This window comes from Clostridium sp. DL1XJH146, assembly GCF_054819755.1.
In genome coordinates this window covers 33,897-59,303 of sequence record NZ_JBTVVN010000008.1, presented here as the reverse complement: position 1 = coordinate 59,303, position 25,407 = coordinate 33,897, and the positions used below count along the sequence as shown (strand labels likewise).

General features: G+C 30.6%; 32 protein-coding genes and 1 riboswitch. Of the genes, 24 read left to right on the top strand and 8 right to left on the bottom strand.

What is annotated here, in order from left to right; all coding sequences use genetic code 11:
• Nucleotides 1-26 precede the first annotated feature (26 nt).
• The 11 genes from prdC to ACVHXK_RS05790 all read left to right on the top strand — a co-directional run bounded on the left by prdC (nt 27) and on the right by ACVHXK_RS05790 (nt 11,062).
• On the top strand, nt 27-1,313 hold the full coding sequence (prdC, locus tag ACVHXK_RS05840) for a proline reductase-associated electron transfer protein PrdC (protein ID WP_461205433.1): 1,287 nt from the start codon (nt 27-29) through the stop codon (nt 1,311-1,313).
• Between the two features lie 178 nt (nt 1,314-1,491).
• Complete coding sequence (gene prdA, locus ACVHXK_RS05835) at nt 1,492-3,354, top strand: D-proline reductase (dithiol) proprotein PrdA (RefSeq protein ID WP_461205432.1); 1,863 nt, start codon at nt 1,492-1,494, stop codon at nt 3,352-3,354.
• Between the two features lie 15 nt (nt 3,355-3,369).
• Entirely contained in the window at nt 3,370-3,645 is a 276-nt protein-coding gene (locus tag ACVHXK_RS05830; protein ID WP_461205431.1) for a CBO2463/CBO2479 domain-containing protein, read from the top strand.
• Nucleotides 3,646-3,656: 11 nt separating this feature from the next.
• On the top strand, nt 3,657-4,382 hold the full coding sequence (gene prdB, locus ACVHXK_RS05825; RefSeq protein WP_461205430.1) for a D-proline reductase (dithiol) protein PrdB: 726 nt from the start codon (nt 3,657-3,659) through the stop codon (nt 4,380-4,382).
• 199 nt (nt 4,383-4,581) lie between these two features.
• Nucleotides 4,582-5,589, top strand: a complete 1,008-nt coding sequence (locus ACVHXK_RS05820) for a proline racemase (protein ID WP_461205429.1) — start codon at nt 4,582-4,584, stop codon at nt 5,587-5,589.
• A gap of 73 nt (nt 5,590-5,662) precedes the next feature.
• A complete protein-coding gene (locus ACVHXK_RS05815) occupies nt 5,663-6,544 on the top strand; it encodes a TSUP family transporter (protein ID WP_461205428.1) in 882 nt (293 codons plus the stop codon).
• A gap of 209 nt (nt 6,545-6,753) precedes the next feature.
• Nucleotides 6,754-7,512, top strand: coding sequence for a proline reductase cluster protein PrdD (prdD, locus tag ACVHXK_RS05810; protein ID WP_461205427.1), 759 nt, complete (start codon nt 6,754-6,756; stop codon nt 7,510-7,512).
• Between the two features lie 16 nt (nt 7,513-7,528).
• Complete coding sequence (locus ACVHXK_RS05805; RefSeq protein ID WP_461205426.1) at nt 7,529-7,996, top strand: glycine/sarcosine/betaine reductase component B subunit; 468 nt, start codon at nt 7,529-7,531, stop codon at nt 7,994-7,996.
• A gap of 80 nt (nt 7,997-8,076) precedes the next feature.
• Nucleotides 8,077-8,175, top strand: a riboswitch (SAM riboswitch).
• Between the two features lie 110 nt (nt 8,176-8,285).
• A complete protein-coding gene (locus tag ACVHXK_RS05800; protein ID WP_461205425.1) occupies nt 8,286-9,299 on the top strand; it encodes a methionine ABC transporter ATP-binding protein in 1,014 nt (337 codons plus the stop codon).
• The gene (locus ACVHXK_RS05795; protein ID WP_461205424.1) at nt 9,300-9,962 is read left to right on the top strand and encodes a methionine ABC transporter permease; all 663 of its coding nucleotides are present in this window, start codon (nt 9,300-9,302) and stop codon (nt 9,960-9,962) included. It begins immediately after the preceding gene.
• Between the two features lie 275 nt (nt 9,963-10,237).
• Nucleotides 10,238-11,062, top strand: a complete 825-nt coding sequence (locus ACVHXK_RS05790) for a MetQ/NlpA family ABC transporter substrate-binding protein (protein WP_461205423.1) — start codon at nt 10,238-10,240, stop codon at nt 11,060-11,062.
• Between the two features lie 176 nt (nt 11,063-11,238).
• On the opposite strand, the gene ACVHXK_RS05785 is transcribed toward ACVHXK_RS05790, so the two are convergent.
• Both ACVHXK_RS05785 and ACVHXK_RS05780 read right to left on the bottom strand, forming a co-directional pair.
• Entirely contained in the window at nt 11,239-12,795 is a 1,557-nt protein-coding gene (locus tag ACVHXK_RS05785) for an ABC-F family ATP-binding cassette domain-containing protein (RefSeq protein WP_461205422.1), read from the bottom strand.
• A 178-nt stretch (nt 12,796-12,973) separates the two neighbouring features.
• On the bottom strand, nt 12,974-13,453 hold the full coding sequence (locus ACVHXK_RS05780; RefSeq protein WP_461205421.1) for a hypothetical protein: 480 nt from the start codon (nt 13,451-13,453) through the stop codon (nt 12,974-12,976).
• A gap of 500 nt (nt 13,454-13,953) precedes the next feature.
• Here ACVHXK_RS05780 and ACVHXK_RS05775 point away from each other — a divergent pair, with 500 nt between their 5' ends.
• The 6 genes from ACVHXK_RS05775 to ACVHXK_RS05750 all read left to right on the top strand — a co-directional run bounded on the left by ACVHXK_RS05775 (nt 13,954) and on the right by ACVHXK_RS05750 (nt 18,019).
• On the top strand, nt 13,954-14,760 hold the full coding sequence (locus tag ACVHXK_RS05775) for a CsxC family protein (protein ID WP_461205420.1): 807 nt from the start codon (nt 13,954-13,956) through the stop codon (nt 14,758-14,760).
• A 100-nt stretch (nt 14,761-14,860) separates the two neighbouring features.
• Nucleotides 14,861-15,517, top strand: a complete 657-nt coding sequence (locus ACVHXK_RS05770) for a hypothetical protein (protein ID WP_461205419.1) — start codon at nt 14,861-14,863, stop codon at nt 15,515-15,517.
• 151 nt (nt 15,518-15,668) lie between these two features.
• Nucleotides 15,669-16,367 (top strand): DUF7852 domain-containing protein, encoded by a 699-nt coding sequence (locus ACVHXK_RS05765; protein WP_461205418.1) that lies wholly within the window; start codon nt 15,669-15,671, stop codon nt 16,365-16,367.
• Between the two features lie 94 nt (nt 16,368-16,461).
• On the top strand, nt 16,462-16,650 hold the full coding sequence (locus ACVHXK_RS05760; protein ID WP_461205417.1) for a hypothetical protein: 189 nt from the start codon (nt 16,462-16,464) through the stop codon (nt 16,648-16,650).
• Between the two features lie 35 nt (nt 16,651-16,685).
• Entirely contained in the window at nt 16,686-16,838 is a 153-nt protein-coding gene (locus ACVHXK_RS05755) for a hypothetical protein (protein ID WP_461205416.1), read from the top strand.
• Between the two features lie 233 nt (nt 16,839-17,071).
• A complete protein-coding gene (locus ACVHXK_RS05750) occupies nt 17,072-18,019 on the top strand; it encodes a 4Fe-4S dicluster domain-containing protein (RefSeq protein ID WP_461205415.1) in 948 nt (315 codons plus the stop codon).
• Nucleotides 18,020-18,151: 132 nt separating this feature from the next.
• Here ACVHXK_RS05750 and ACVHXK_RS05745 read toward each other — a convergent pair whose 3' ends face one another.
• From ACVHXK_RS05745 to ACVHXK_RS05730, 4 genes are all read right to left on the bottom strand, one after another.
• A complete protein-coding gene (locus ACVHXK_RS05745; protein ID WP_461205414.1) occupies nt 18,152-19,174 on the bottom strand; it encodes a PfkB family carbohydrate kinase in 1,023 nt (340 codons plus the stop codon).
• A 16-nt stretch (nt 19,175-19,190) separates the two neighbouring features.
• The gene (locus ACVHXK_RS05740) at nt 19,191-19,841 is read right to left on the bottom strand and encodes a bifunctional 4-hydroxy-2-oxoglutarate aldolase/2-dehydro-3-deoxy-phosphogluconate aldolase (RefSeq protein ID WP_461205413.1); all 651 of its coding nucleotides are present in this window, start codon (nt 19,839-19,841) and stop codon (nt 19,191-19,193) included.
• A 108-nt stretch (nt 19,842-19,949) separates the two neighbouring features.
• Nucleotides 19,950-20,708, bottom strand: a complete 759-nt coding sequence (locus ACVHXK_RS05735; RefSeq protein ID WP_461205412.1) for an IclR family transcriptional regulator — start codon at nt 20,706-20,708, stop codon at nt 19,950-19,952.
• Between the two features lie 87 nt (nt 20,709-20,795).
• Nucleotides 20,796-21,248 carry an Lrp/AsnC family transcriptional regulator gene (locus ACVHXK_RS05730; RefSeq protein ID WP_461205411.1) on the bottom strand — a complete coding sequence of 151 codons (453 nt, stop codon included), beginning with the start codon at nt 21,246-21,248 and terminating at the stop codon, nt 20,796-20,798.
• A 172-nt stretch (nt 21,249-21,420) separates the two neighbouring features.
• On the opposite strand from ACVHXK_RS05730, the gene ACVHXK_RS05725 reads away from it, so the two are divergent.
• The 7 genes from ACVHXK_RS05725 to ACVHXK_RS05695 all read left to right on the top strand — a co-directional run bounded on the left by ACVHXK_RS05725 (nt 21,421) and on the right by ACVHXK_RS05695 (nt 24,527).
• Entirely contained in the window at nt 21,421-21,903 is a 483-nt protein-coding gene (locus ACVHXK_RS05725; RefSeq protein WP_461205410.1) for a DUF4342 domain-containing protein, read from the top strand.
• Nucleotides 21,904-22,057: 154 nt separating this feature from the next.
• Nucleotides 22,058-22,555 carry a DUF3221 domain-containing protein gene (locus tag ACVHXK_RS05720; RefSeq protein ID WP_461205409.1) on the top strand — a complete coding sequence of 166 codons (498 nt, stop codon included), beginning with the start codon at nt 22,058-22,060 and terminating at the stop codon, nt 22,553-22,555.
• A 264-nt stretch (nt 22,556-22,819) separates the two neighbouring features.
• Nucleotides 22,820-22,957, top strand: coding sequence for a PD-(D/E)XK nuclease family transposase (locus ACVHXK_RS05715; RefSeq protein ID WP_461205489.1), 138 nt, complete (start codon nt 22,820-22,822; stop codon nt 22,955-22,957).
• Nucleotides 22,958-23,240: 283 nt separating this feature from the next.
• Nucleotides 23,241-23,411: a DUF3791 domain-containing protein gene (locus ACVHXK_RS05710; RefSeq protein ID WP_461205408.1), complete on the top strand. Its 171-nt coding sequence runs from the start codon at nt 23,241-23,243 to the stop codon at nt 23,409-23,411.
• A gap of 23 nt (nt 23,412-23,434) precedes the next feature.
• Entirely contained in the window at nt 23,435-23,887 is a 453-nt protein-coding gene (locus ACVHXK_RS05705) for a DUF3990 domain-containing protein (RefSeq protein WP_461205407.1), read from the top strand.
• Between the two features lie 3 nt (nt 23,888-23,890).
• A complete protein-coding gene (locus tag ACVHXK_RS05700; protein ID WP_461205406.1) occupies nt 23,891-24,133 on the top strand; it encodes a hypothetical protein in 243 nt (80 codons plus the stop codon).
• Nucleotides 24,134-24,323: 190 nt separating this feature from the next.
• Entirely contained in the window at nt 24,324-24,527 is a 204-nt protein-coding gene (locus ACVHXK_RS05695; RefSeq protein WP_461205405.1) for a hypothetical protein, read from the top strand.
• A 142-nt stretch (nt 24,528-24,669) separates the two neighbouring features.
• Here ACVHXK_RS05695 and ACVHXK_RS05690 read toward each other — a convergent pair whose 3' ends face one another.
• On the bottom strand, nt 24,670-24,873 hold the full coding sequence (locus ACVHXK_RS05690) for a hypothetical protein (RefSeq protein WP_461205404.1): 204 nt from the start codon (nt 24,871-24,873) through the stop codon (nt 24,670-24,672).
• Nucleotides 24,874-24,952: 79 nt separating this feature from the next.
• Nucleotides 24,953-25,243, bottom strand: coding sequence for a hypothetical protein (locus ACVHXK_RS05685; protein WP_461205403.1), 291 nt, complete (start codon nt 25,241-25,243; stop codon nt 24,953-24,955).
• Nucleotides 25,244-25,407: the final 164 nt, after the last annotated feature.

Sequence of the window (25,407 nt, the reverse complement as noted above, 5' to 3'; positions counted from 1 at the left end):
AACATATTACATAAGGAGGTGAAATGATGAATATCTCTATATTACTAAAACAACATGTAGGAGCGCCATGTGAACCTATTGTTAAAGTTGGTGAAGAAGTTCAAAAGGGACAATTGATAGCAATTCCTAAAGGATTAGGAGCTAACATACATTCAAGCGTTTTAGGGAAAGTTATTAGTATAGATGATTTTAATATTTTAATTGAAGCTAACGATAATCAACCTGATGAATATATGAAAATTAAAGACGTAGAAAATAACCTTGAAGCTATAAAAGAAGCTGGTATCGTTGGAGCAGGTGGAGCAGGTTTTCCAGCCCATATTAAATTCAACACTGATTTAAAAGGCGGAACTGTCATAGTAAATGCTGCAGAGTGTGAGCCAACATTAAATCATAATACAATGCTATTAGAAGAAAATCCAAGTATTGTTATTAGAGGACTTAAATATGTGATGGAAATCACAGGTGCTGAAAAAGGTTTTGTTGCAATAAAGCCTATACATAAGAAGGCACTGTTGTCAGTGGCTAAAGCTTGTAAAGATGAAGAAAATATTGAAGTTAAATTTTTACCTAATATGTATCCAGCAGGTGATGAAAGAGTTATCGTTAGAGAACTTTTAGGAATTGTTTTAGAGCCGGGTGCATTACCAATAACTGCAAATGCTATCATTTCAAATGTAGAAACACTTAAAAATGTAGCTTTAGCTATTGAAGAAAAAAGACCAGTTATTACAAAGGATCTTACTGTAGGTGGTAGATTAAAAGAAGCTGGAGAAGGAAGAGTATTCTTCGATGTTCCTATAGGAATGCCAATATCACATTTCATAAATGAATGTGGTGGATATGTTGAACCACACGGAGAAATCGTAACAGGTGGACCGTTTACAGGAAGACATGGAGAAGAATCTACACCTGTTAATAAAACTTTAGGCGGAATATTAGTAAGTATGCCTTTTCCAACAGAAAAAAGAAAAGTTGGAGTTATTGCTTGTGAATGTGGAGCTCAGGAAGAAAGATTAACTGAAATTGCTAATGCTATGGGCGCAGAAGTAATAGCTACTACAAAATGCAAAAGAATGGTAGAAGTTAACGGAAGATATAGATGTGATAAACCTGGTACATGTCCAGGCCAAGCAGAAAAAGTTCTATATCTTAAAAAAGAAGGTGCGGAGGTTATACTTACTGGGACGTGTCAGGATTGAACTAACACAGTCATGCAAGTAGCTCCTAGGTTAGGAGTTCCCGTATACCATAGTACAGATCACGTTTTAAGGGCCTTTGGCCATAAACTTTATAGAAAAACAGATAACTAGCAAAACATAATTAGCAATGTGCAATTTGCAATGTTCAATTATGGATGATTTTCTTCCCTAATTGCTAATTGTAAATTGCAAATTGCACATTAAAACATAAACAAAAAGTTTTTATAAAAACATTAGTTTTTAAAATAACAATATTAAAGATTAAAGCAAAAAACAAGGAGGAAATTAAATGTCTATTACAATAGAAACTGCTAAGGAGCATGCAAATGATGTAGCGATTACATGTTGCAGATTTGAAGCAGGAACAGTTATTGAACCATCAAACATAGAAGATCCCAATATTGTACCAGATTTAGAAGCATCAGGTCTATTAGAAATACCAGAAAATTGTCTTAAAATCGGTGAGGTTTTAGGTGCAAAATTGAAAGTAACTGTAGATGCTTTAACAGCATTAACTACTGATGTACTTGAGGGTGTTACTGTAATGGAAACTGAAGAAGAAGTTGTAGAAGAAACTCCAGCAGTAGAAGCTGTAGCACCAGTTGAACCAATAGCAGCTGTAACAAGTTTTGCTGGAAATACAGTTAAAATCCACATTGGAGAAGGAAGAGATATCAACTTAGAAATTCCTTTATCAATTGCTGGTGGAGTTGTTGGAACACCTGCAGTTCAAGCTAATGTTGTAGCTGGGGAAGCTCCTGCACAAGAAGAAAAGAAATTAGAAGAAAAAATTGTAAGAAGCTTAAAAAGAAGACACTTTAAAATAGAAAAAGTTGAATTTGCAAAAGAAACTAAAATTGAAGGAACTATATTATATATAAGAGAAGATGTAGTTAAAGATGCAATTGCTTCTGAAGAATTAGTAGTAGACCTTAAGTTAGATATCATTACTCCAGAAAGATACAATGAATATAGTGAAACTATAATGGATATTCAGCCAATAGCAACAAAAGAAGAAGGCGATTTAGGAGTAGGTATTACAAGAGTTCTTGACGGAGTTGTTGTAATGGTAACAGGTACTGATGAAAATGGTGTTCAAATAGGAGAATTTGGTTCTTCAGAAGGAAGACTAGATAGAAACATCATGTGGGGAAGACCAGGATCACCAGAGAAAGGTGAACTTTTTGTAAAAACACAAGTAACAGTTAAAGCTGGTACAAATATGGAAAGACCAGGACCTATGGCAGCTCATGAAGCTACTGACATTATCACTCAAGAAATAAGAGAAGCTCTTAAAGCAGCAGATGATAGCTTAGTAGTAAATGAAGAAGAATTTAATCAAGTTCGTCGCCCAGGTAAAAAGAAAGTTGTAATAGTAAAAGAAATCATGGGCCAAGGCGCAATGCATGATAACTTTATATTACCAGTAGAACCAGCAGGAACACTTGGAGCAAAACCAAATGTTGATTTAGGAAACGTTCCAGTAGTTGTTTCTCCACTTCAAGTATTAGACGGATGTATTCATGCATTAACTTGTATTGGACCTGCTTCAAAAGAAACTACTAGACATTACTGGAGAGAGCCATTAGTACTAGAAGCTATGCATGATGAAGAAATAGATTTAGCTGGAGTAATATTTGTAGGTTCACCTCAAGTAAACTCTCAAAAATTCTATGTTTCTAAAATACTTGGAATGACAGTTGAAACTATGGACGTTGATGGTGCTATTGTTACTACTGAAGGTTTTGGAAATAACCACATAGATTTTGCAAGTCATATCGAGCAAATTGGTATGAGAGGAATTCCAGTAGTTGGAGTAACTTATTCTGCAGTTCAAGGACAATTAGTTGTTGGTAACCCATATATGGACGCTTTGGTAGACAACAATAAGTCAGCTCATGGTATTGAAAATGAAATACTTGAAAATAACTGCCTTGCACCTGAAGATGCTATCCGTGCTATGGCTATGCTAAAAACAAAAATGGCTGGAGAAGAAATCAAAGAAGCTGAAAGAAAATGGAATCCAAATGTTAAATTAAATAACGTTGAAGCAATAGAAAAAGCTACAGGAAGAAAAATAGAATTAGAAGCTAATGAGCAATCATTAGAAAAAAGTAAGAAAAGAAGAGAGATATACGAAGTAGAACAATAGAATGGAGTGAAAGTGATGGATAGACTTAAATATATATCTTCTGAAAAATTCTTTGAGGGAATTGTAGTAGATGTAAATGATTGTTCAGTTACTATGGATCTTAAAGGAAGAATGGGTCAATTAAAAGTACCAAGAAGGTTAGTAATAACAGAATATGAATTATTGGTAGGACAAGAAGTTGGTTTTATGATGAGCTATCCTGAAGTATTAGGTCCAGACGTTGATGAAGATTATGCTGAAATAGCAAGAAGAGAAAAAGAAGTAAAAAGAAAAGTAGAAGAAAATAAATAGGAGGTAAGAAAATGAGCTTAACTAGCGTAAAAGGACTACAGTCTGAAATATTTGTTCCAAATACACCTCCAGTAGTATGGACTCCTGTTACAAAACCATTAAATGAAATGGTTGTAGCATTAGCAACAGCTGCCGGTGTACATTTAAAAACTGATAAGAAATTTAACCTTGCAGGAGATACTGGTTTCAGAGTTATTCCAGGAGATGCACCAAGTTCTGAATTGATGGTTTCTCACGGAGGATATGATAACGCAGATGTAAATAAAGATGTAAACTGCATGTTCCCTATAGATAGGGTTAGAGAATTAGCAGAAGCAGGAGTTATAAAGGGAATTGCCCCAGTAAACTTTGGATTTATGGGTGGCGGTGGAGACGTTAATGTTTTCACTGAACAAACAGGTCCAGAAATAGCAAAACAATTAAAAGAAGAAGGCGTAGATGCAGTTCTATTAACTGCTGGCTGAGGAACTTGCCACCGCTCTGCCGTGATTGTGCAGAGAGCGATTGAAGCAGCAGGAATACCTACAATAATTATTGCAGCGTTACCTCCTGTAGTAAGACAAAATGGTGCACCAAGAGTAACGGCTCCGTTAGTACCAATGGGAGCAAATGCTGGAGAGCCAAACAATATAGAAATGCAAACAGCTATTACAAGAGAGACTTTAGAAGCTTTAGTTTCTATAGAAACTCCAGGAAGAATCAAATCTCTTCCATATGAGTATATAGCAGTACTATAGAATTTAATTTACTTTCCTACCTTTTCAAAAGGTAGGAAAGTATTAAAGAAATAAAAAGTCAGAATATTATGTAATGTTATTTTTTATAGTATTCATAAGCAGTTATATTATTTTATAATTTAATCATGAAAAAGGGTTAAAAAATTTACATATGTTTGTCAATAAAATAACAAATTCATTCATTAAAGGGGTGTCAGTAATGAAAGTAAATAGATCAATTAATGTAATTGATTCACATACAATGGGAGAACCTACACGAATAGTAGTAGGTGGTGTACCTGTAATACCTGGAAAGACAATGTCAGAGAAAAAAGAATACCTAGAAAATAATTTAGATGATTTAAGAACAGCTATAATGCATGAGCCAAGAGGACATAAAGATATGTTTGGTTCAATTATTACACAACCAACTAATGAAGAAGCCAACATTGGAATTATATTCATGGATGGTGGAGGATACCTTAATATGTGCGGACATGGAACTATAGGCGCTGCTACTGCTGCTGTTGAAACAGGAATGGTAAAAGTAACTGAGCCTATTACAGAAGTTGTTTTAGAAGCACCAGCAGGACTGGTAAGAGCGAGTGTTAAAGTTGAAAATGGAAAAGCAAAAGAAGTATCATTCAAAAATGTACCTTCTTTCTTATATAAAAGAGATGTAGAAATCGATCTTCCTACTGTAGGAAAAGTTACACTAGATATTTCATTTGGTGGAAGTTTCTTTGCTATAGTAAATGCAAAACAATTAGGTGTTGAAGTGGAAGTAAAAAATGTTAACAGACTTACAGAACTAGGTTTAATGATTAGAGATATAGTAAATAAAGAATTTGAAATTCAACATCCAGAGAAAGCACATATAAAAACTGTTGACTTAGTTGAAATATATGACTTACCTTCAAACCCAGAAGCAACATTTAAGAACGTTGTAATCTTTGGAGAGGGACAAGTTGACCGTTCACCATGTGGAACAGGTACAAGTGCAAAATTAGCAACATTATATGCTAAAGGTATGATTAAAGAAAATGAGCCTTTTGTCTATGAAAGTATTATTGGAACAATGTTTAAAGGAAGAGTAGTTAGTACTACAAAAGCTGGAGAATTTGATGCTATTATTCCAGAAATCACTGGTAGTGCATATATAACAGGATTTAACCAAATGGTAATAGATCCAGAAGATCCAGTTGGAAATGGTTTCACATTTCAATAATTAGTATTAAAAACTTAATTATTGAAAATTATTATAAAGTTATTATAAAATATTATTTAAGGGAGATGTAAATATGGTAACAGCAATTTTAGGTGCATTAGGGGCTTTCGGAGCTTGGTTTTCAGTAGTATTTGTAAAGGATTTTATGAAGTACAAAGACAATTTAGAGGACAATTCATGGGTAAAAGTATCAGGTATAGGTTTTGTAACAAACTTTTTTGATACTCTAGGTATAGGTTCATTTGCTCCAACAACAGCGTTGTTAAGAGCATTCAAACAGGTACCAGATAGATTATTACCAGGTACGTTAAATGTTTCTTGTACAATTCCAGTTATTATGGAAGCATTCATATTTATAAAAGTTATTGAAGTAGATACATTAACATTAGTTGCAATGCTTGCAGCTGCAACTATAGGTGCATATGTAGGAGCTGGAATAGTTTCTAAATTTAATGAGAGAGCTGTTCAAATATTGATGGGTGTAGCTTTAATAGCAACAGCATTCTTGATGCTAGCAGGAAAAATGTCATGGATGCCAGGTGGCGGAGAAGCTATCGCTTTGACAGGTGGAAAACTAGTAATCGGTGTTGTTGGTAACTTTATTTTAGGTGCATTAATGACAGCTGGTATAGGTTTATATGCTCCATGTATGGCATTAATATATTTCTTAGGAATGTCTCCAGCAGTTGCATTCCCTATCATGATGGGTTCTTGTGCTTTCTTGATGCCAGTAGCATCAGTTAAGTTTGTTAAAGAAGGAGCTTATAATAGAAGAGCATCTATGGGTATTGCAGTTGCAGGTGCTGTAGGTGTTATAATTGCAGCATACTTAGTAAAATCATTACCACTAGAAGTATTAGGATGGTTAGTAATAGTTGTTGTTACTTATACAGGTATAACATTATTAATGAAAGCTGCTAAAAATGCAGGTAGTACAGAAGCAGTTACAGAATAGTATTCATAAAAATAAATAATTAATAGAGCTTTCTCATCTTAATCTTCATAGATGGGGAAGCTTTATTTCAATAAAGGACACTTTATAAGTAGTAATGTGTAGTGTATAATTACTGTGAACTGTGAACTGTGAACTGTGAACTGTGAACTGTGAACTGTGAACTGTGAACTGTGAACTGTGAGCTATAAATAGCGTAAGGAGATGACAATATGGAAGAAACAATTTTAAGAAGGCTTGTTATAAAAGCTTTTCATATGAATGAAGTTATTTTTGGTGAAAAAACTAATATACGAGATAATACTTTAGTTGTTGATAAGAATATAATTCAATTTCTAGAAGAGTCGGAAGAATTGATAGAAAAGATTAATATAGATATAATTAAACCTGGAGATTATGATAGATATGTAAATACTATAATGGATGTGATACCTATTTCAACAAAGGTTCTTGGAAAGATAGGGGAGGGAATTACGCATACTATTACTGGGGTTTATATAATGCTTACGGGGATTGATGCTGATGGAAGACAAATGGGTGAATTTGGTTCATCAGAAGGTATCCTTAAAGAACAAATGGTATTTGATAGAGCAGGAACGCCATCTAAAAAAGATTATATTATTCATATTGATGTAGTTTTAAAAGGTGGATTACCTTATAGCCGTGATCTAGTTATGGCAGCTCATAGAGCTTGTGATAATTTTATTCAGAAGTATAGAGAGATATTAAAGAAGTTTGATGGAAGAGGTTGCACGGAATCCCATGAGTATTTTGATAGAGTAAGACATGGTAAAAAGAAAGTAGTTATTATTAAGCAAATAGCAGGTCAAGGAGCAAATTATGATAATATAATTCTTCCTCATGAGCCAAGTGGATTTGATGGTGGAAGATCAATAATAGATATGGGTAATGTACCCGTTATTTTATCTCCTAATGAATATAGGGATGGAGCAATTAGAGCAAATACTTGATGAGAGGTGAATTAAAATGGGAATAGGACCTTCAACTAAGGAAACAACTTTGCATCATTTCAGAGACCCTCTTTTAGATGTGGTTTCAAATGATACTGATGTTGATTTACTAGGTGTTGTAGTGGTTGGAACACCACAAGGGAATAGAGAAAAATATTATGTAGGAAAAAGGGCGGCGGTACTTGCTGAATCTATGAGAGCAGATGGTGTGATTTTATCAGCAGACGGCTGGGGTAACTCACATGTTGATTTTGCTAATACTATAGAAGAAGTTGGTAAGAGAGAGATTCCATTAGTGGGAGTAACTTTCGTTGGAACTCAAGCTAAGTTTGTAGTTACTAATAAATATATGGATACTATAGTAGATATTAATAAATCAGAAAAAGGCATTGAGACAGAAGTTGTTGGCGAAAATAATATGAATGAGCTAGATGCTAAAAAGGCTTTGGCTTTCTTAAAGCTAAAAATGAGAAAGAAAAAATAGTTTTTATTTTACATAAAACAACATTGACAAGGCTGAAAATTTAATATATACTCATAAACATCATCAAAAAACTTAATACTAAATTATCAAGAGTGGTGGAGGGAATAGGCCCTTTGAAACCCAGCAACCAGCTGAAAAGCCCGGTGCTAAATCCTACAGCGTAAGCTGAGAGATAATATTAAAATGCCTTTAACTTCTTTCAGTGATTCTGAGAGAAGTTTTTTTAGTTTTAATGAAAATAGGACAAGATGGCGCCTCTTGTTTTAGAAGTAAGTAAGGAGTGAAATACTTGATAGAAATAAAGAATTTGAATAAAAAATATATTTCCAAGGAAAAGTCTTTTGAGGCTCTTAAAAATATAAATTTATCTATTGAACACGGAGATATATTTGGAATTATAGGGCTCAGTGGTGCAGGTAAATCTACTTTGATTAGATGCATCAACATGCTAGAGAGACCTACTAGTGGAGAAATAATTATCGATGGCAAAGATATTGTAAAAGTTGGAACTAAAGAACTTAGAGAAATGAGAAAAAAAATAGGTATGATTTTTCAGCACTTTAACTTACTTATGAATTCAACAGTTTATGAGAATATAGCTTTTCCTTTAAAAATCTCTGGAATTAGTAAAAAAGAAATTGATATTAAAGTAAAGAAATTATTAGAAGTTGTAGACTTAGAGGATAAAAAGGATAGTTACCCAGCGCAGTTATCTGGAGGACAAAAGCAAAGAGTTGGTATTGCAAGAGCACTTGCTAATGATCCCGAAATAATATTATGTGATGAAGCAACTTCAGCCTTAGATCCAAATACTACACAATCTATTTTAGAATTACTGGAGGAAATAAATAAAAAATTTAATATTACAATCATTGTAATAACCCATGAGATGGATGTTATAAAAAATTTGTGTAACAAGGTTGCTGTATTAGAACAAGGTTCTGTAGTTGAAGAGGGGGATGTAGTTTCTGTTTTCTCCAATCCAAAGACTGATATTTTAAGAAGCTTCCTGCAAGAAAATAAATATTTCTTACCAGAGGATGTTTTGTCTATTGAAAAAAATGAAGGAATTGAACAAAAAGTCTTAAAGATACATTTTGTTGGTGAAAGGTCAAAAGAACCAATAATTTCAGATATGGTTAAAAAGTTTGATGTAGATGTAAGTATACTTGCAGGAAACATTGAAAATATTAAGGACACTAATTTGGGCCATCTTATTATTAAGATTTCTGGTAAGGAAGAATCAATAACTTCATCTGTAAATTACTTGAAAGATATAAAATTGACAGTAGAGGTGATTTAATTGATAGAAACTATTAGTAATTTATATATTCTTATCGTTCCATCATTGTTTGAAACTTTGTATATGGTGTTTTTCTCCACACTATTTTCAGTTATATTAGGTTTACCATTGGGGGTAATACTTGTAATAAGTGAAAAGGGGCATATTTGGGAACATAAAAAAATTAATGGGGTACTAGGATATATTGTAAATATTATGAGGTCTATTCCTTTTATAATTTTAATAATAGCAATATTCCCTTTATCTAGATTAATTGTAGGGACATCAATAGGATCAACTGCAGCAATAGTTCCTTTATCACTAGCAGCAACGCCTTTTGTAGCTAGGGTTGTGGAATCATCTTTAAAAGAAATTCCTTGGGGGATAATAGAAGCATCTTTAGCAATGGGGGCAACAACGAAAGATATAATTTTTAATGTGCTAATTCCAGAGGCTATACCGTCCTTAGTTTTGGGACTTACATTAACTCTTATTAATGTGATTGGATACTCTGCAATGGCAGGAGCCATTGGTGGTGGAGGTTTAGGAGATTTAGCAATTAGATATGGTTATCAAAGATTTAGGACAGATGTTTTGATAGGAACAATAGTTATATTGATAATACTTGTACAGATTATTCAGTCTGCAGGGAATAAAATTGCAGCGAAATTAGACAAGAGATAACACTTTATAGATAAATGTGCAATTAGCAATTAGCAATTTGCAATTGAGGATGATTTTGCTACGCAAAATCTTTGAACTTATGTAATAATTAAAGATTCTCGACAATAGGAGAGAATCATCATTAATTGCACATTGCACATTGCAAATTGAAAATTATCTTTTAAAAAGCATTGCAAATTGAAAATTATAAATAAACAATAACTATTAAAAATAACAACACTTATTGATACAAAGAAATATACAAACATAGCAAACAAAAAAATGGAGGGTTTAAAATGAAAAAAATAACTTTATTAGGGATAACAATTTTAACAATAGGAGCTGTGTTGGTGGGGTGTTCATCACAAAATAATACGGCAAATTCAGGAACAGATAGTCAATTAAAGAAAATAGTAGTAGGGGCTACACCGGCACCACATTCTGAAATATTAGAAGAAGTTAAACCAATTTTGGAAGAGCAGGGCATTGAACTTGAAATTAAAGAATTTACTGATTATGTAACACCAAATATTGCGTTGAATGATAAGGATATAGATGCAAACTTTTTCCAACATAAGCCATACTTGGATGAATTTAATGCTAGCAATAATATGGAGCTAGTTTCAGTAGGTAAAGTACATGTTGAGCCATTAGGAGCTTATTCAGAAAAAATAGAATCAATAGAAGATATTGAAGATGGTGCAATTGTAGCAATTCCAAATGATGCAACAAACGAAGGAAGAGCACTTTTACTACTTCAAAAACAAGGGCTTATAAAGCTTAAGGATGAAGAGGGTCTAACTCAGACACCTTTAGATATTGTAGAAAATGAAAAGAATCTTCAATTTAAAGAATTAGAAGCAGCACAATTACCAAGAGTTCTTCAAGATGTTGATTTTGCTATTATCAATACAAATTTTGCTCTTGAAGGTGGATTAAACCCAACTACAGATGCAATATTTATTGAAGATGCTGATTCTCCATACGCAAACATAATAACAGCAAGAGAAGATAATATGGATAGTGAAGAAATTAAAGCACTAGTAGAAGCTTTAAACTCTGAAGAAATCAAGAAATTTATTGAAGAAAAATATGAAGGTGCTATAGTACCGGCTTTTTAAAACATAGTGTGAAGTGCTGAATTTCAAAGTGTGAAGTGTGGAATGTGAAGTTTGAAGTTAAGGATGATTTTGCTATGCAAAATCTTTGAATTAATAAAATGATTTAAAGATTCTCTACCAAAGGGAGAGAATCAACCATCACTTCACACTTCACATTAAATTATTCTAAGCAACGCTTAAAATAATTTAGTAGTCCAGTTTTCACAATTCCATACTTCTGTAACTATGTCTTGATAAAATTCAGGTTCATGGCAAATCAAAAGAATACTTCCTTTATATTCTTTTAAAGCTCTTTTTAATTCTTCTTTTGCATCAACATCTAAGTGGTTAGTAGGTTCATCTAGAACTAGAATATTTGATTCTCTATTAAGTATTTTACATAGACGAACTTTTGCTTGTTCACCACCACTTAAAACAAGAACTTTACTTTCTATATGTTTGGTAGTAAGACCACATCTTGCTAAAGCAGCACGTACTTCATATTGAGTGTAGGAAGGGAACTCTTTCCAAACTTCTTCTATACAAGTGTTATGATTAGCTTCTTTAATTTCTTGCTGGAAATATCCTATATATTGATGGTCACCTAGTTCTACTTCACCAGAAATAGCTTTTAGTTCACCTAAAATACTTCTAAGTAAAGTTGTTTTTCCAAGTCCATTAGCACCAACTAAAGCAATTTTTTGACCGCGCTCCATAAGTAAATTTAATGGTTTAGACAAAGGTTCGTCATAACCTATTACAAGGTTTTTAGTTTCGAAAATTAATTTGTCTGAAGTTCTAGCTTGTTTAAAATCAAAAGTTGGCTTTGGCTTTTCTTTATCAAGTTCTATAAGATCCATTTTATCTAATTTCTTTTGTCTAGACATAGCCATATTTCTAGTAGATACACGTGCTTTATTTCTAGCAACGAAATCTTTTAAGTCATCAATTTCCTTTTGTTGCTTTTTATAGGCAGCCTCAACTTGTTTTTTTCTTGCTTCGTAAACTTGTTGAAAATTATTATAATCTCCAACATAACGATTTAGTTCTTGATTACCCATATGATAAATAAGATTAATTACACTGTTTAAGAATGGTATATCGTGTGAAATTAGAATAAAGGCATTTTCGTATTCATTTAGGTAGCGTTTCAGCCATTCTATATGCTGTTCATCTAAATAGTTAGTGGGCTCGTCTAAAAGTAGTATATCTGGCTTTTCTAGCAATAGTTTAGCTAGCAAAACTTTTGTCCTTTGACCACCACTTAGGTCTTGTACTTCTTTATCTAGTCCAACATCAGTAAGACCTAGACCGGATGCAGTTTCAGTTATTTTAGCATCAATTATGTAAAAATCATTATGATCTAATATGTCTTGGAGAGTACCGGTTTCTTCAAGCAGTTTCTCAATTTCATTAGCATCAGCAGTTGCCATTTTGTCATAGATATTAGTTATTTCATTTTCTAAATCAAAAAGATACTTAAAAGCACTTTTTAAAACATCATAGATAGTCATTCCTTTTTCAAGAGAAGTATGCTGATCGAGATAACCAACTCTCACTCGTTTAGACCATTCAATTGTACCGTCATCAGGTTCAAGCTTACCTGTTATTATGTTCATAAAGGTGGATTTACCTTCACCATTTGCACCTATTAATCCGATATGCTCACCTTTTAAAAGTCTAAATGATACATTGTCAAATATAGCACGATCTCCAAAACCGTGACTCAGGTTTTTTACTGTTAAAATACTCATTTGTTAACTCCTTCTCAAAATATTAATTGATAATTATACAGTATATATTAATACTGAATAAAGAGATGTTTTAGAAAAACTAAAATATCTCTTTATAATTTACATAAAGCATACATGCATATATTTCACAAGTATTATTATATAATAATTAGCTTGCATTTTATAGGGTTAATTTTAGCTAACAATATTGAGCAATAACTAAAACTTTAAATTTCCTCTCTTTGCAAATGTTTTTGTCTTCAAAAGCAAAGCAAAATTCTTTACAAATATCGGTACATGTGTGAGGAGGTCCTGCAATATATATTTTTTTAACCCTAAAGCCCAGTATTTCTCTTTTTTTATTAAGAATTACAACTCCTAGATTTATATAATGACCAGTGCATACATTTTTTAATTTTAAGTGTAACCTTAGAAGTCTTCCTTGACATTCTAAAAATACTTGTTTTGTTATAGATTTTGTTATTTCACATTTATCGAATTCATCACAAAAAGTTCCTTCACAGCAATCCTCATTATCATAACCAAATTCAAGTTCATTACAAATATCGCTTGTACAATCAGATTTTATATTGTCGTTTTCTTTTTTAAAAGTTTTATCTATCTCTATAGTAGTGTCTAATTCGCTATTAAGGTCTATTGTTTCATAATTTTCATTCATAGTATTTTCCACCTTCCAGAATTTTATTTAATTTATTTATAGCATTCCTATATATAATATTCATCAAAAGATGTGAATGTTAATCAATTATTATAGCAATAAGCTATTAAAAATATGAGTATAATTAATAATAAAAATTCTATAAAATTGCTTGTATCATGATGGGGAGTTCTATTATGGAAATCTATATCTAGGGTTGCTTCTTTTACAGTTTCACAGGGCATAAAATCAACAAAAAATTTTTTTTCCTTGCATAAACGATTTGTTATATTGTTAGTATAAAAATTATTCACTTCTTTTCGCATAGGATAACTTCCTTTTATCTTATAGTTAATATATATTATGACAAATATATTAACAAGGACACTTATTAATTAAAAGTTCTGAAAAAAATATTATTTAGGTTACATTTATATACTGCACTGCATAAAATATTAATGAAATAGAAACTAATCATCATAAAAGATTTGATTTTATCGGATTAAAAGAGGAGGATAAGTATGATAAAAAATGATTCAGCATCAGATGTTGAATATGAGAACTGGGAAGAAAATGATGGGAATGAAAGTTGTACTTCTAAGGTTTTAAATTCAACAACAATGCCATGTTGCACGAATAGGTGTATGCCACCCCATGTTAGAACCCCACATCCATTTGTGGCTAAAGTTCCAGTTGTTAAGAAAATATGTTGTGTAAATATTAATGTTAAATCATTCATTAAAATAGAAAAAACAGCTACAGATATTAAGAATATTGATAAAGAAGTATGTATAACACAATGTACACTATGTCCAATATACACTCCGTATATGGATTGTAAATATGATAATTACCAATTGTTTTTAGAGGGGTATGTGAAGAAAAATATTAGATATTGTCATCCAACATGTGAAAAAGAAGGAAAGACAGGATGTATTAGTGGAGATGTTTTATGTACAACATGTAAAATACCATTCGAATGTTCAACAAATGTTAAATTATCTAGCAGTTGTGAAAATAAAAATGAACCTTCTTTTCAAGATGAATTTGAAATGCTAGATAATAATAAGCTTTGTAAAGATAGCAATAAGAAACACTTAATTAATTATACTAATTATAGTGATCAACCTTATTGTGAATTGGTTAATTATATTATATCTGAATGTGATTTTTTGCAAAGACCAAGTGAAGAAGGAAACTTTAAAAAGTTAGAAGAAAAAATGGTCGTAAGTGTAACATTAAGAGTTATGCAAAATGAAGAGATGTATATAAAAAATCAACCTGAAATGAAATATGAAGAACATGAAGAAGAATGTGAAGACTGTTAATTTAAATAACAGTAACTATGAAAATTAATATAATAGATTAAACAGAAGAATAAAAAATAAATTTAGGAATAAAAAAATATAACCTAAGGATGTGAAAGTATTGAGTTATTATCCACATTATGATAGAAAGAAAATGTATGGAGAATATGAAAAGTATGAATGTGATAATGAAAAAGAAACTAAGAATCAAGAAAAAAAAGTAAAATGTGGTTGTTGTGAGAAAGATTGTTGTGGTAATAAAATATCAAAATACCGTTATTGCCCTAAAGGAGAGCCAATTAGAGATTCTATTTGTGACTGCTGTGTTAGACCAGTAGAATATGTGTTAAAACAGTTAATTGGAAAAGGTGAAGTTAAAATATGGACATCATCTATAATAGAATTTACTGGTATAATATGTGAAGTATGTGATTCACTTGTAACTTTTAATGAAAATGTAGAAGGGATTATAGTAATTCCTATTTGTCAGATAATAGAAATAAAAAATGATTGTTTGCAATCAATTGATTTGCTTAAACCTTGCTGTCGTAAAAGAACAGGGGAGTGCCGTTGTTGTGAGTGCCCACTTAGAAAAAAATTCGAAGAGTATCAACAAGGTAATTTAAAGGTAATTTATAGATTTATAGGAGATCCAGCTCCAATACCAACTGCTGCGGCAGTAGTTAAAGTTGGAGAGGGAGTAGTAATTTTATTTGATGGAACAGTTTATTATGCAGTACCAATTTGCAAAATAACATCTGTATCAGTTGCAGTTTAAACTTTCAAAAATTTATTAGAAACAGCTATAAGAGCTGTTTCTTCTTTATAATTATTAATTTATATTAGCTATAATAATTTTGAAAAGAGGTAAATATTAAAAATACTTATAGTAAAAATTAGAAATTAAAAATTTAGAAGGAGAATTATATATGTCAAAAAAACATAAACATAGAAATTACTATAAAAATAGTGAAGCGCAAGCTTCAGCAGATTTAGTTAAAATAGAAGAAAGTACAACAGTAAAAGAAGATTTCGAAGTTCAAGTTAGTAAAGCAGTTATTATCCAAGAATGTCCAAATAAATCTAGTGAACCAACTGGGACTAAAGCTTCAATTGTATCGTTAGTTCCTGTTTTAGTAGCTGATTGTGATGTTAATATAAATCTTGAAGTAATAATTCAATTTTCACAGCCTGTTTTAGAAGTGACGAAATTAAATAATGAAATAGTATTAACAAGAAAAGATTATTTGCCACAAAGTAGTACGTTGTTTTTAGATGGATTTGTAAGACAGTATATACAGTATGCCATTGTTAAATCCAATAAGAAAAATTCAATAGGTGGAGAGATTATGTTTTCTGTATTCTATATTCCTTTTAAAGCTACTACCTATGTCAAAATAATACCCCAAAAACTTAAAAAAGAGAATAATATAATAATAGTTAATAGTAATAGAAAAGATGTTTTTTGCGAATTAGCACATGCAAAAGTATCAGAAATAAATATAGAAGAAGAAAAGAATAATATAGATAGTTTTATATATAATGAATATACTTTCAAAAGAATAAAACAGAAAATTGCTATTTCATTAGGAATAAAACTTTTCCAAGATAGAGAGGTTAGTATTTAATAACATTAGAGTTTGTATTTTCTAAGATTAATTTTGGATAAGACTAAATTAAAGTATAGAATAGAGATTATATGAAGAATATAATGTTGACCATATGAATGGAGTTGGTGATGATAAATATAATATTAAACTAGATTTTAAGATTAAAGAGAATGAAGATTTAATTCAAATAACTAAATTTATTATGAAAAGTATGCATAGTACTGTTAGGTTTGTTAAAAGAGCTTTATGGACATGCCCTTCGGCACTCATTCACGATGAAGATGGAGAAATAATTGTGTAAATCAATTGATTCTATTGTCGAAGGTTGAAGGTACTATGGTAGTTACAAATATTTCTGTTTATTATGAAGGAAACATAGTATATTCTGCTGATGTTTTTTGTTTATTTTTTGTAAAAAGTAAAGAATTAAGTTTTAATTATAAATTATATAGTTATAAAATGGATATGTTATTATTAGAAGTAATATAAAACTAGAAGTAATATAAAACTAGAAGTGATGGTAGTTATAACTATTGATAGTTGCTTAACTAGAAATATTATTAGTAATTTAAAATAATTATACTATAAAAGATTTAGGAGGAAATAAATGAGAAATAGTGATGAAAGAGATGTAATTTTTTCGAGAATGAACTAATAAGAAGAATACTGAGCAATATGAAGATTATTATAAGAGAAATCCTGAAAAAAAAGAGAATGATGATATGTTAAGAGAATTACCTATGATGGGACAAGAAGGAACGGCAACTTTTAATCCAATCAATTCACCTATAGTTGATGGATGCTTTCATTTTCTTTCAGATATAAAAAGATATTCTGAAGGACAAGCTAATGCTGAAAAAACAAAGGTAGATTCAGAGAGTATTACAACAAAAATTAAAGGTTTAGCTAAGTATTACAATGCAAAGTTAGTTGGAATTACTAAAATGAAGGATGAACATTATTATTCTTATAGAGGAAGAGAAGCAGAAAATTATGGTGAAAAAATAGAGAATACTCATAAGTACGGAATAGTATTTGCAGTGGAGATGGATAAAGAAATGATATTTAGAGCACCACAAGTAAGTGAAGCTGTTGCAGTTACAAAAGGATATATTGATGCTGCAGTAATTGGAATGGTACTTTCATACTATATAAGAGAGCTTGGGTACGGGGCTAGAAATCATATGGATGGGAATTATCTTGTTGTAGCACCTTTAGTTGCAGAGGATGCAGGGTTAGGTGAAATTGGAAGAAATGGATTATTAATAACAAAAGAGTTTGGGCCTAGGGTTCGCTTAGGGATAGTAACAACGGATATTCCACTTGTTTGTGATGAAAAAGAAGGGTATGGGATAGAACAATTTTGTATTGAGTGTGGTAAATGTATAAGAACATGTCCTGCTAAAGCAATTCCTTCTGGAGAAAAAGAAGAGAGTGACGGCATACGTAAATGGAGAATAGTGGCAGACGAATGTTATAAAAGATGGAGACATTTAGGAACGGATTGTGGAATTTGTCTTGCAAGTTGTCCTTTTAGTGACGAAATTGACCAAGAATTAGTATTTAAAATAAAAAATTCTAAAGAAGCTAGAGAAAAAATACTAAAGGATCACGAAAGTAAATATAAGGTTAGACCTTTTATAAGTGATAAACCAGAATGGCTTAAGTAAATTCTGAATTTATAATTATATTAGAAAATCATCATTTGTAATAAAAAAAAGCCGGTGTGTATGAAGCACCGGCTGATAAGGGATTGTATAAAATCAGTTTATACAAATTTGTAATAATATGAAAATCTATAACTATCTTTGAACACGACCTGAAGCATCGCCGTCTTTAAGAGTGTTAACTTCATCTACAGTTACTAAGTTACAATCACCAGGGATTGTTTGTTTTAAAGCAGATGCAGCTACTGCAAATTCTAATGCATCTTCTTTGTTATCAAGCATCATAAGACCGTATATTAAACCTGAAGCAAATGAATCTCCGCCCCCAACTCTATCAATAAGTCTTATATCATAATGCTTAGAGTGGTAAAAATCATTACCATCATATATTAATGCTGACCATCCATTATCAGAAGCAGAATAGCTTTCTCTCAAAGTAGATGTAACATATTTAAATCCAAATTGTTCTTTCATTTCTTTGAATATTTTTTTGTATCCGTCTAATTCTAAAGAACCTGCTGTAACATCAGTATCACCTGGTTTAAAACCTAGAACTTTTTCAGCATCTTCTTCATTTCCGATACATACATCAACATATTCCATTAATGGTCTCATTACTGATTGAGCTTTTTCAGGAGTCCATAATTTCTTTCTGAAGTTTAAGTCAACACTTACTGTTACATTATGTCTTTTAGCAGCTTTTAAAGCTTCTTCAGTTACTTTTGCAGCAGCATCACTTATTGCTGGAGTAATTCCAGAGAAATGGAACCATTCAGCATCTTCAAATATTGCATCAAAATCAAAATCTGCGATAGTTGCTTCAGCTATAGCAGAATGAGCTCTATCATAAACTACCTTAGATGGTCTCATAGAAGCACCAATTTCTAAGAAGTATATTCCAAGACGTTCTCCACCTCTAGCGATGTAGTCAGTTTGAACTCCGAATTTTCTTAAAGAGTTTAAAGCAGATTGACCGATTGCATTATCAGGAAGTTTAGATACAAAGTGAGCATCTAATCCATAGTTTGATAAAGCAACAGCAACGTTTGCTTCTCCTCCACCATATACAACATCAAATTTCTCAGCTTGAACAAATCTTTGGAAATTTGGAGTAGTTAATCTTAACATTATTTCACCTAAAGTAACAACTTTTTTCATGAAAATAGCCTCCTATTTATTTATTATTTTCTCTAAATGCTTTTATTTTATCCACAAATTGTTTTGCAGTTTCTTCTACAGCTTTATAGTCACCAGTTTTAGCTCCTTTAGTTAAGCTACTACCTGCACCTACAGCAATTACTCCGTTTTTAAACCATTCATCAACATTATCTACATCTACTCCACCAGTAGGCATAATGTTTGCTTGTGGAAGAGGTCCTTTAATTGCTTTAACAAAACTTGGTCCAAATGCAGAACCAGGGAATAATTTAACAATATCAACACCTGACTCCATAGCAGTAACTACTTCTGTTATAGTCATACAACCAGCCATGTAAGGAACGCAATAACGGTTACATAATTTAGCTATTTCAGCGTTGAAATGTGGACTAACTATGTATTGAGCTCCGTTAAGAATTGCAACTCTAGCAGTTTCTGAATCAAGAACAGTACCAGCTCCTACAATTAATTCTTCGTCAGTGAATGAATCGCTAAGATCTCTGATGATTTCTTGAGCAAATGGAACAGTAAAAGTAATTTCTATTGCAGATACTCCACCTTTTATACATGCAGTTGCTATTTTTACTGCTTTTTCTTTAGATTCTGCTCTTACAACAGAGACAACACCTACATCAACAATTCTTTTTATAACTTCAAACTTTTTCATTAAAACTCCTCCGTTTCATTATATGAAATGCTATATCAAAATATAAAACTTTAAGACCATTATATAATGACTTTTTATATTTTTCAAGTCAAAAAACAAAAAAATAGACTATTTATTATAGCCTATTGCTTTAGAGATAATTGAACTGTATTTTTTAATCCATATAGGAAATTGTTTTTCATATTTTTCACTTAAACGAATAAGAGGGATAGAAATACTAATAGCACCAACGGCTTTACCATTATAACCTAGAATAGGTGCACCATAACATTTAATACCTAATTCATTTTCTTCATCATCAATTGAATATTGTCTCTCTTTTATTAATTGTAGATCTTTAAATAAATCATCTAAATTTGTAATTGTTTTTTCAGTGATTTGTTCTATATTTGAAATAGACCAAATATGTTTTACAGCATCTACTGAATAAGTTGATAATATTGCTTTACCTACTGAGCAGCAGTACATAGGCATCCTCTTGCCAATATTAGAATGCATTCTAATAGTAGCATTATTTTCATATTTATCAATATATATAATATCAGGACCATCTTGAATTACTAAGTGAACAACTTCATTTGTTAAATCTCTTAGTTCAGATAAATAAGGTCTTGCCACTTGTCTTAAATCATATTCATCAATTATTGAAGAGCCGATTTCAAATAGTTTATAGCTTAAGAAATAATCACTATCACTTTTTTTGTTAACATAGCCTAGATTAACTAAGGTTTGTAGCAATCTATGAACTGTACTTTTATGCAATTCTAGAACTTTACTTAATTCTGATATACTTATGCCTTGTGGATATTTTGATAACATTTCAATTATTTTAAATGTTCTATCTACTGATTGAACGTTTTCGCTCATTTTAAAACCCCATTCCATAATGTGATATATCTATTATAGTTTAATTTTCAAATAAATTAAACATTATTCCAATAAATTAAACATTATTTAGATATTGTCTAAATTAACTGAGTAGTTATTTTTAACAGTAGATAATACTATATTTGTATTAGTTTTTAATACCCCGGGTACGCTTTTTATCCTATTAAGTAGTTGTTCTAAAGTTGTTGTATTTTTAGTAATTATTTTTATTATATAGTCGTAACCACCAGCAGTATAATGACATTCTGTTATTTCGTCTTCTTGAAATATAAATTCCATAAAAACTTCTGTGAATTGAGGTCTTTCTAGACTTACATTCATAATTGCAGCAAGCTCTTTACCTACAGTGCCACTATCAATAATAGTTGTATAGTGTTTTATTACACCTGATATTTCTAATTTTCTAATTCTTTCTGTTGTGGCAGATAATGAAAGATTAACTTTTCTACTAATATCGGATGAAGAGATTCTGGAATTTTCTTGTAAAATTTTAAGTATCTTGATATCGATATTGTCCATACATTAACTCCTTTATAAAATAAATTCTATTATAAGTTATCAATTCTAAATAAATAATAGCATTACACCGTAATATATTCAATATATATAGATAATAGAAGCCAAAATTAAATGAAAAATATATATTGACGGGAAAAAGTATTGTAAATTAAAAAAATAGGAGGTTATCAATATGACAGTAAAATTACAAGAAATTGATTTATTAAGAGAAAGGACTAAAGCTACCTATGAAGAAGCAAAAGAAGCGCTAGAAAAAAAAGATGGAGATTTAGTGGAAGCATTAGTTTATCTTGAAAAGAAAAATGGATTAAAGAGAGATAAATATAGTGAAAAAGAAGGAGAGTTTAAGAAACAAGCAAAATCTTTGTTAAAAAAACTTATTGAGATAGAATTCATAGTACACAGAAGTGGTAAAACAGTAATCAATGTTCCTATACTAATATTGTTATTAGCAACAATAGCTGATTGGCCATTTGTTATAGTTGGATTGATAGTGGCACTATTTACTGGTAATAGAATAAAATTTACAAACAAAAATAAAAAAATGGGAGTTAGTAAAGTGTTTGATAGTATGAGCAATGTAGTGGATAGTTTTAAAAAGGAAAATAAAAGAAGAGGAAAAATAGAAGAAAAAAGAGAAGTTAATATTGATTAATTTTGTTATAAATATAAAATAAGAGTAGTGGATTAAGATAAAGTTCAAGCAAGAAGCTTGTATAAATTTTTTGAACTTTTTAGTAAAGTCTATCGTATATAAGATAAGAGTTACAATTTTAAAATATATTAATTTAAAAATGGAGGATTTACTTATGAAGAAGACAAAGGGTATTTTAGTAATAATGGCTTTAGCAGTAATTTTTGCTGTGGGGTGTAGTAATGGTACAAATGGCAATGTAAATAATAATATTTTAGAAAATACTGCCAATGAAGATGGAAATGGCAATATGGGAAATGAAATTAATGAAGAACTTCCAATTAATGAAGAAGGGAATCCAGGAAGTATTAGTGGATCAATGATTATGCCTGATATTGTTGGGGAAGTATTAGAGGTAAGTGAGGATGGTCTTAGGGTTTTAGTAGATAGTAATACAGAGTATGTTCAAGGTCAAATATGGATAACAATAACAGACGAAACAAATTTCTTTGAAGATGGGGAAGCGCTTCAAGAGGAGTTTTTCTCAGATGTTTCAAGGGATTTCAAAGTGGGAAATAAAGTTTCTATTGTATCAACGGGTGCAATAGCAGAATCTTACCCTATGCAGGGTGTTGCAGCTGCGGTTTATTCAAATGAAGAAAATGCAGAATAAAAGGAGCAGTGGGGCAGTATATAGATTTGTGTAAACACAAATCTATATACTGCTCTCTTTTTATTGTCACTTTGTATTTTGCTCTTTTTCTTCAAATAGTTTTTTTAAGCTATTGAACCACTTAGAGGTACGTCCATTAATAATAATGGCATTTGAAAATGATTTGTCATTATCTAACTAATTCTTTTTCTATGATATAATAGATTAAAGATAAACTTTCGAGCTTTAGTGAATAATTGACTGGATTTATGGATAAAATCATAAATAAAAATTGTTGATTTTGAGAGAATACCAATAGACAAGATACATACCACATTTCATATTTTAGAAGATGACACTGGGTATAAATTGACAGATATACTAGAAGTACATTTTTTAGAATTACCCAAACTTAAAAATTAGAAAGTTTAAAAGATATAGATGACCCTATACTAGAGTGGCTAGAATTTATAGATGCGACAGGTTTGAGTGAAGAAGAAGTTGAAAAATTGAAAGAAGAGTTGAATTTATAAAATAAGAACAGTATTAGGAATGTAAAAAAGAGTAGAATTGAATCTACTTTTTTATTATAATTAATATAGAAAATAAAGTGAAAAGATTGCTTAAATATTTTAAAATCAATTATTATTGGAGGTGTTGTAATGGATGAAAAAAAATTAGAATTTGTTATTTTTGCGTTGAGAGCTTGTCAGAAAAATTAGGAATGAGTCCTAAAAAAGTATATGAATTATTGAAAGAAGTAAGTGTGTTGAATGATTATATTATACCGAGTTATGAACCATTACACTCTCAAAGTAAAAACTATATAGTAGAAGATTTAGTTGAAGTTTTGAAAGAAAGGGGAGCATTAAAATGATAGTGTACCATGGTTAGTATTGCGTGGTTGATAATCCTCAAATATCTTTTTCAAGAGATGCTTTAGATTTTGGAAAAGGTTTTTACATAACAGCGATTAAAGAACAAGCTATTAATTGGACATATAAATTTAAAAGAAGAAGTAAAAAGGGATATTTAAATATCTACGAATTAGATTTAAATAGAATTAGAGAATTATATAGAGTTAAAGAATTTTTAAGTTATGACTTAGAATGGCTAGACTTTATTTTAGACTGTAGAGAAGGAAGTAGTATTTTCTTGAAGTATGATTTAGTTATGGGTGGTATAGCTGATGATAGAGTATATAATACCATAGAACTATTTAAGGATGGATTAATAGAAAAAAAAGAAGCTTTAAAAAGATTACAATATTATAAACCAAATGAGCAAATTTGTATAATTAATCAAGAAATTATTGATATATATTTAGTATATATAGAGAGTAAGGAAGTGTAGAATATGCTAGCAAATAGAATTTTGATGCAATCCTTATATAAAAATATAATATTAGAATTTTCCCGAAAAACAGGTAAAGATTTAGAAGAAAGTATGGATTATTTTTACAAATCACAAACTTATGAATTAATAAGTGAAGGAGTAGCAGATTTGCATTGTAAAGGCATTATATATCTAACAGATGAATTGATGTTAGAGTATGGGATCATTGAAAAAAAAGGGTATCCAAAGGATTTAGTACATTAACTCAAGGATTATTCTTAAAGTATTAGTAAGGTCCTTTTACATTAAATTGGGAATTTGAATTTTTTCGTGTGGAGATTTTTAGAGCGATAAATAGAAATAGAGATAAAAAATAAAAGTAGTGAAGATCGCTACTTTAAAATATATATTTACAAATTTGTTTGATAATTATTAATATACACTAGGAGTCTTAATGAGACTGCTTGATGGCTCACTTGCTTGCTTTTATGATGAAAATTTTCGAATAATAATTGCTATTATGATTAAAATTATTGAAATAAAGCTTGAAATTCTAATGATTAAATTTTTCTCGGTTTTACTAAAAGATAATAAAAAAAGTATTATAAAAAGTAGAAGCAAAGGTAAACCAGGATTTAACTTGAATTTCATAAATTAACCTACTATTCATTATTATGAAATTGAAAATAAAATAATACTTTTTGATAATCTATTTTCAAGTAGATATTATTGTAAACTAATGAAGTAAAAATCAAGATTCATATACAGTATGTGAGTCTTGATTTTTACTTATCTAGAATTTATTTATTATCGAAATATTCAATAATATTGGCAATTCCATAGACAGCAGTACAAAAACCAGCAACAATAAGAATAGCACCTGATGCTAATAGTCCTGCTATAAATACTAGTGCACCACCTATAAAAGCAAATATACCTTCTCTTAAACCGCCACCATTTATCAAACTAAGTTGATGATCATTTAAAGTTGCAAAAGTAGACATAAAATATCTCCTCAATTAGTAGAGTTATAACTTGATAATTCAAATATTTACATTAATAATAATAAAGATATATATAATATTATCTTCTTGTAGCATTAATTGCTTTGCTAAAACAATCAATAGACATGCCGTATAGTGTTACTGCCGTTCCGGCAGCTTCAAACCCAACAGCAGAAGAAACCCCAAAAGTAGCAACAGTACATAAAAAAGATTCAAGAGAAACAAGAGTTAAAAAAAGACCTCCACAAAAACAAATAGTACCAGCAGTAGTATAAGCAATTACTGTTGTTATACCGCCACCATTAACAAAGTCCAACTCATCATAGCCCAACTCACAAAAAGCACCACTATAATTCAAAGTCATTTCCATTCCATTCACCTCCTTTAATTCTAAATTATTGAAACAAATATGTAAACCCTTGGCCAAAAGAAAGTTTTAAATCAATGCACAATTCACAATGCACAATCCACAATTAAGGATGAAATTTTTTTTGCGGAGCAAAAATTTCTTTATCTAATTAGCCTTAAACAATT

Excerpts from the sequence above, each read along its gene's own strand:
- prdA (WP_461205432.1), top strand. The coding sequence starts at position 1,492 with ATGTCTATTACAATAGAAACTGCTAAGGAGCATGCAAATGATGTAGCG.
- ACVHXK_RS05830 (WP_461205431.1), top strand. The coding sequence starts at position 3,370 with ATGGATAGACTTAAATATATATCTTCTGAAAAATTCTTTGAGGGAATT.
- ACVHXK_RS05820 (WP_461205429.1), top strand. The coding sequence starts at position 4,582 with ATGAAAGTAAATAGATCAATTAATGTAATTGATTCACATACAATGGGA.
- ACVHXK_RS05815 (WP_461205428.1), top strand. The coding sequence starts at position 5,663 with ATGGTAACAGCAATTTTAGGTGCATTAGGGGCTTTCGGAGCTTGGTTT.
- prdD (WP_461205427.1), top strand. The coding sequence starts at position 6,754 with ATGGAAGAAACAATTTTAAGAAGGCTTGTTATAAAAGCTTTTCATATG.
- ACVHXK_RS05805 (WP_461205426.1), top strand. The coding sequence starts at position 7,529 with ATGGGAATAGGACCTTCAACTAAGGAAACAACTTTGCATCATTTCAGA.
- ACVHXK_RS05790 (WP_461205423.1), top strand. The coding sequence starts at position 10,238 with ATGAAAAAAATAACTTTATTAGGGATAACAATTTTAACAATAGGAGCT.
- ACVHXK_RS05785 (WP_461205422.1), bottom strand. The coding sequence starts at position 12,795 with ATGAGTATTTTAACAGTAAAAAACCTGAGTCACGGTTTTGGAGATCGT.
- ACVHXK_RS05780 (WP_461205421.1), bottom strand. The coding sequence starts at position 13,453 with ATGAATGAAAATTATGAAACAATAGACCTTAATAGCGAATTAGACACT.
- ACVHXK_RS05775 (WP_461205420.1), top strand. The coding sequence starts at position 13,954 with ATGATAAAAAATGATTCAGCATCAGATGTTGAATATGAGAACTGGGAA.
- ACVHXK_RS05765 (WP_461205418.1), top strand. The coding sequence starts at position 15,669 with ATGTCAAAAAAACATAAACATAGAAATTACTATAAAAATAGTGAAGCG.
- ACVHXK_RS05760 (WP_461205417.1), top strand. The coding sequence starts at position 16,462 with ATGAATGGAGTTGGTGATGATAAATATAATATTAAACTAGATTTTAAG.
- ACVHXK_RS05755 (WP_461205416.1), top strand. The coding sequence starts at position 16,686 with ATGGTAGTTACAAATATTTCTGTTTATTATGAAGGAAACATAGTATAT.
- ACVHXK_RS05750 (WP_461205415.1), top strand. The coding sequence starts at position 17,072 with ATGTTAAGAGAATTACCTATGATGGGACAAGAAGGAACGGCAACTTTT.
- ACVHXK_RS05745 (WP_461205414.1), bottom strand. The coding sequence starts at position 19,174 with ATGAAAAAAGTTGTTACTTTAGGTGAAATAATGTTAAGATTAACTACT.
- ACVHXK_RS05740 (WP_461205413.1), bottom strand. The coding sequence starts at position 19,841 with ATGAAAAAGTTTGAAGTTATAAAAAGAATTGTTGATGTAGGTGTTGTC.
- ACVHXK_RS05735 (WP_461205412.1), bottom strand. The coding sequence starts at position 20,708 with ATGAGCGAAAACGTTCAATCAGTAGATAGAACATTTAAAATAATTGAA.
- ACVHXK_RS05730 (WP_461205411.1), bottom strand. The coding sequence starts at position 21,248 with ATGGACAATATCGATATCAAGATACTTAAAATTTTACAAGAAAATTCC.
- ACVHXK_RS05725 (WP_461205410.1), top strand. The coding sequence starts at position 21,421 with ATGACAGTAAAATTACAAGAAATTGATTTATTAAGAGAAAGGACTAAA.
- ACVHXK_RS05720 (WP_461205409.1), top strand. The coding sequence starts at position 22,058 with ATGAAGAAGACAAAGGGTATTTTAGTAATAATGGCTTTAGCAGTAATT.
- ACVHXK_RS05700 (WP_461205406.1), top strand. The coding sequence starts at position 23,891 with ATGCTAGCAAATAGAATTTTGATGCAATCCTTATATAAAAATATAATA.
- ACVHXK_RS05695 (WP_461205405.1), top strand. The coding sequence starts at position 24,324 with ATGAGACTGCTTGATGGCTCACTTGCTTGCTTTTATGATGAAAATTTT.
- ACVHXK_RS05690 (WP_461205404.1), bottom strand. The coding sequence starts at position 24,873 with ATGTCTACTTTTGCAACTTTAAATGATCATCAACTTAGTTTGATAAAT.
- ACVHXK_RS05685 (WP_461205403.1), bottom strand. The coding sequence starts at position 25,243 with ATGGAAATGACTTTGAATTATAGTGGTGCTTTTTGTGAGTTGGGCTAT.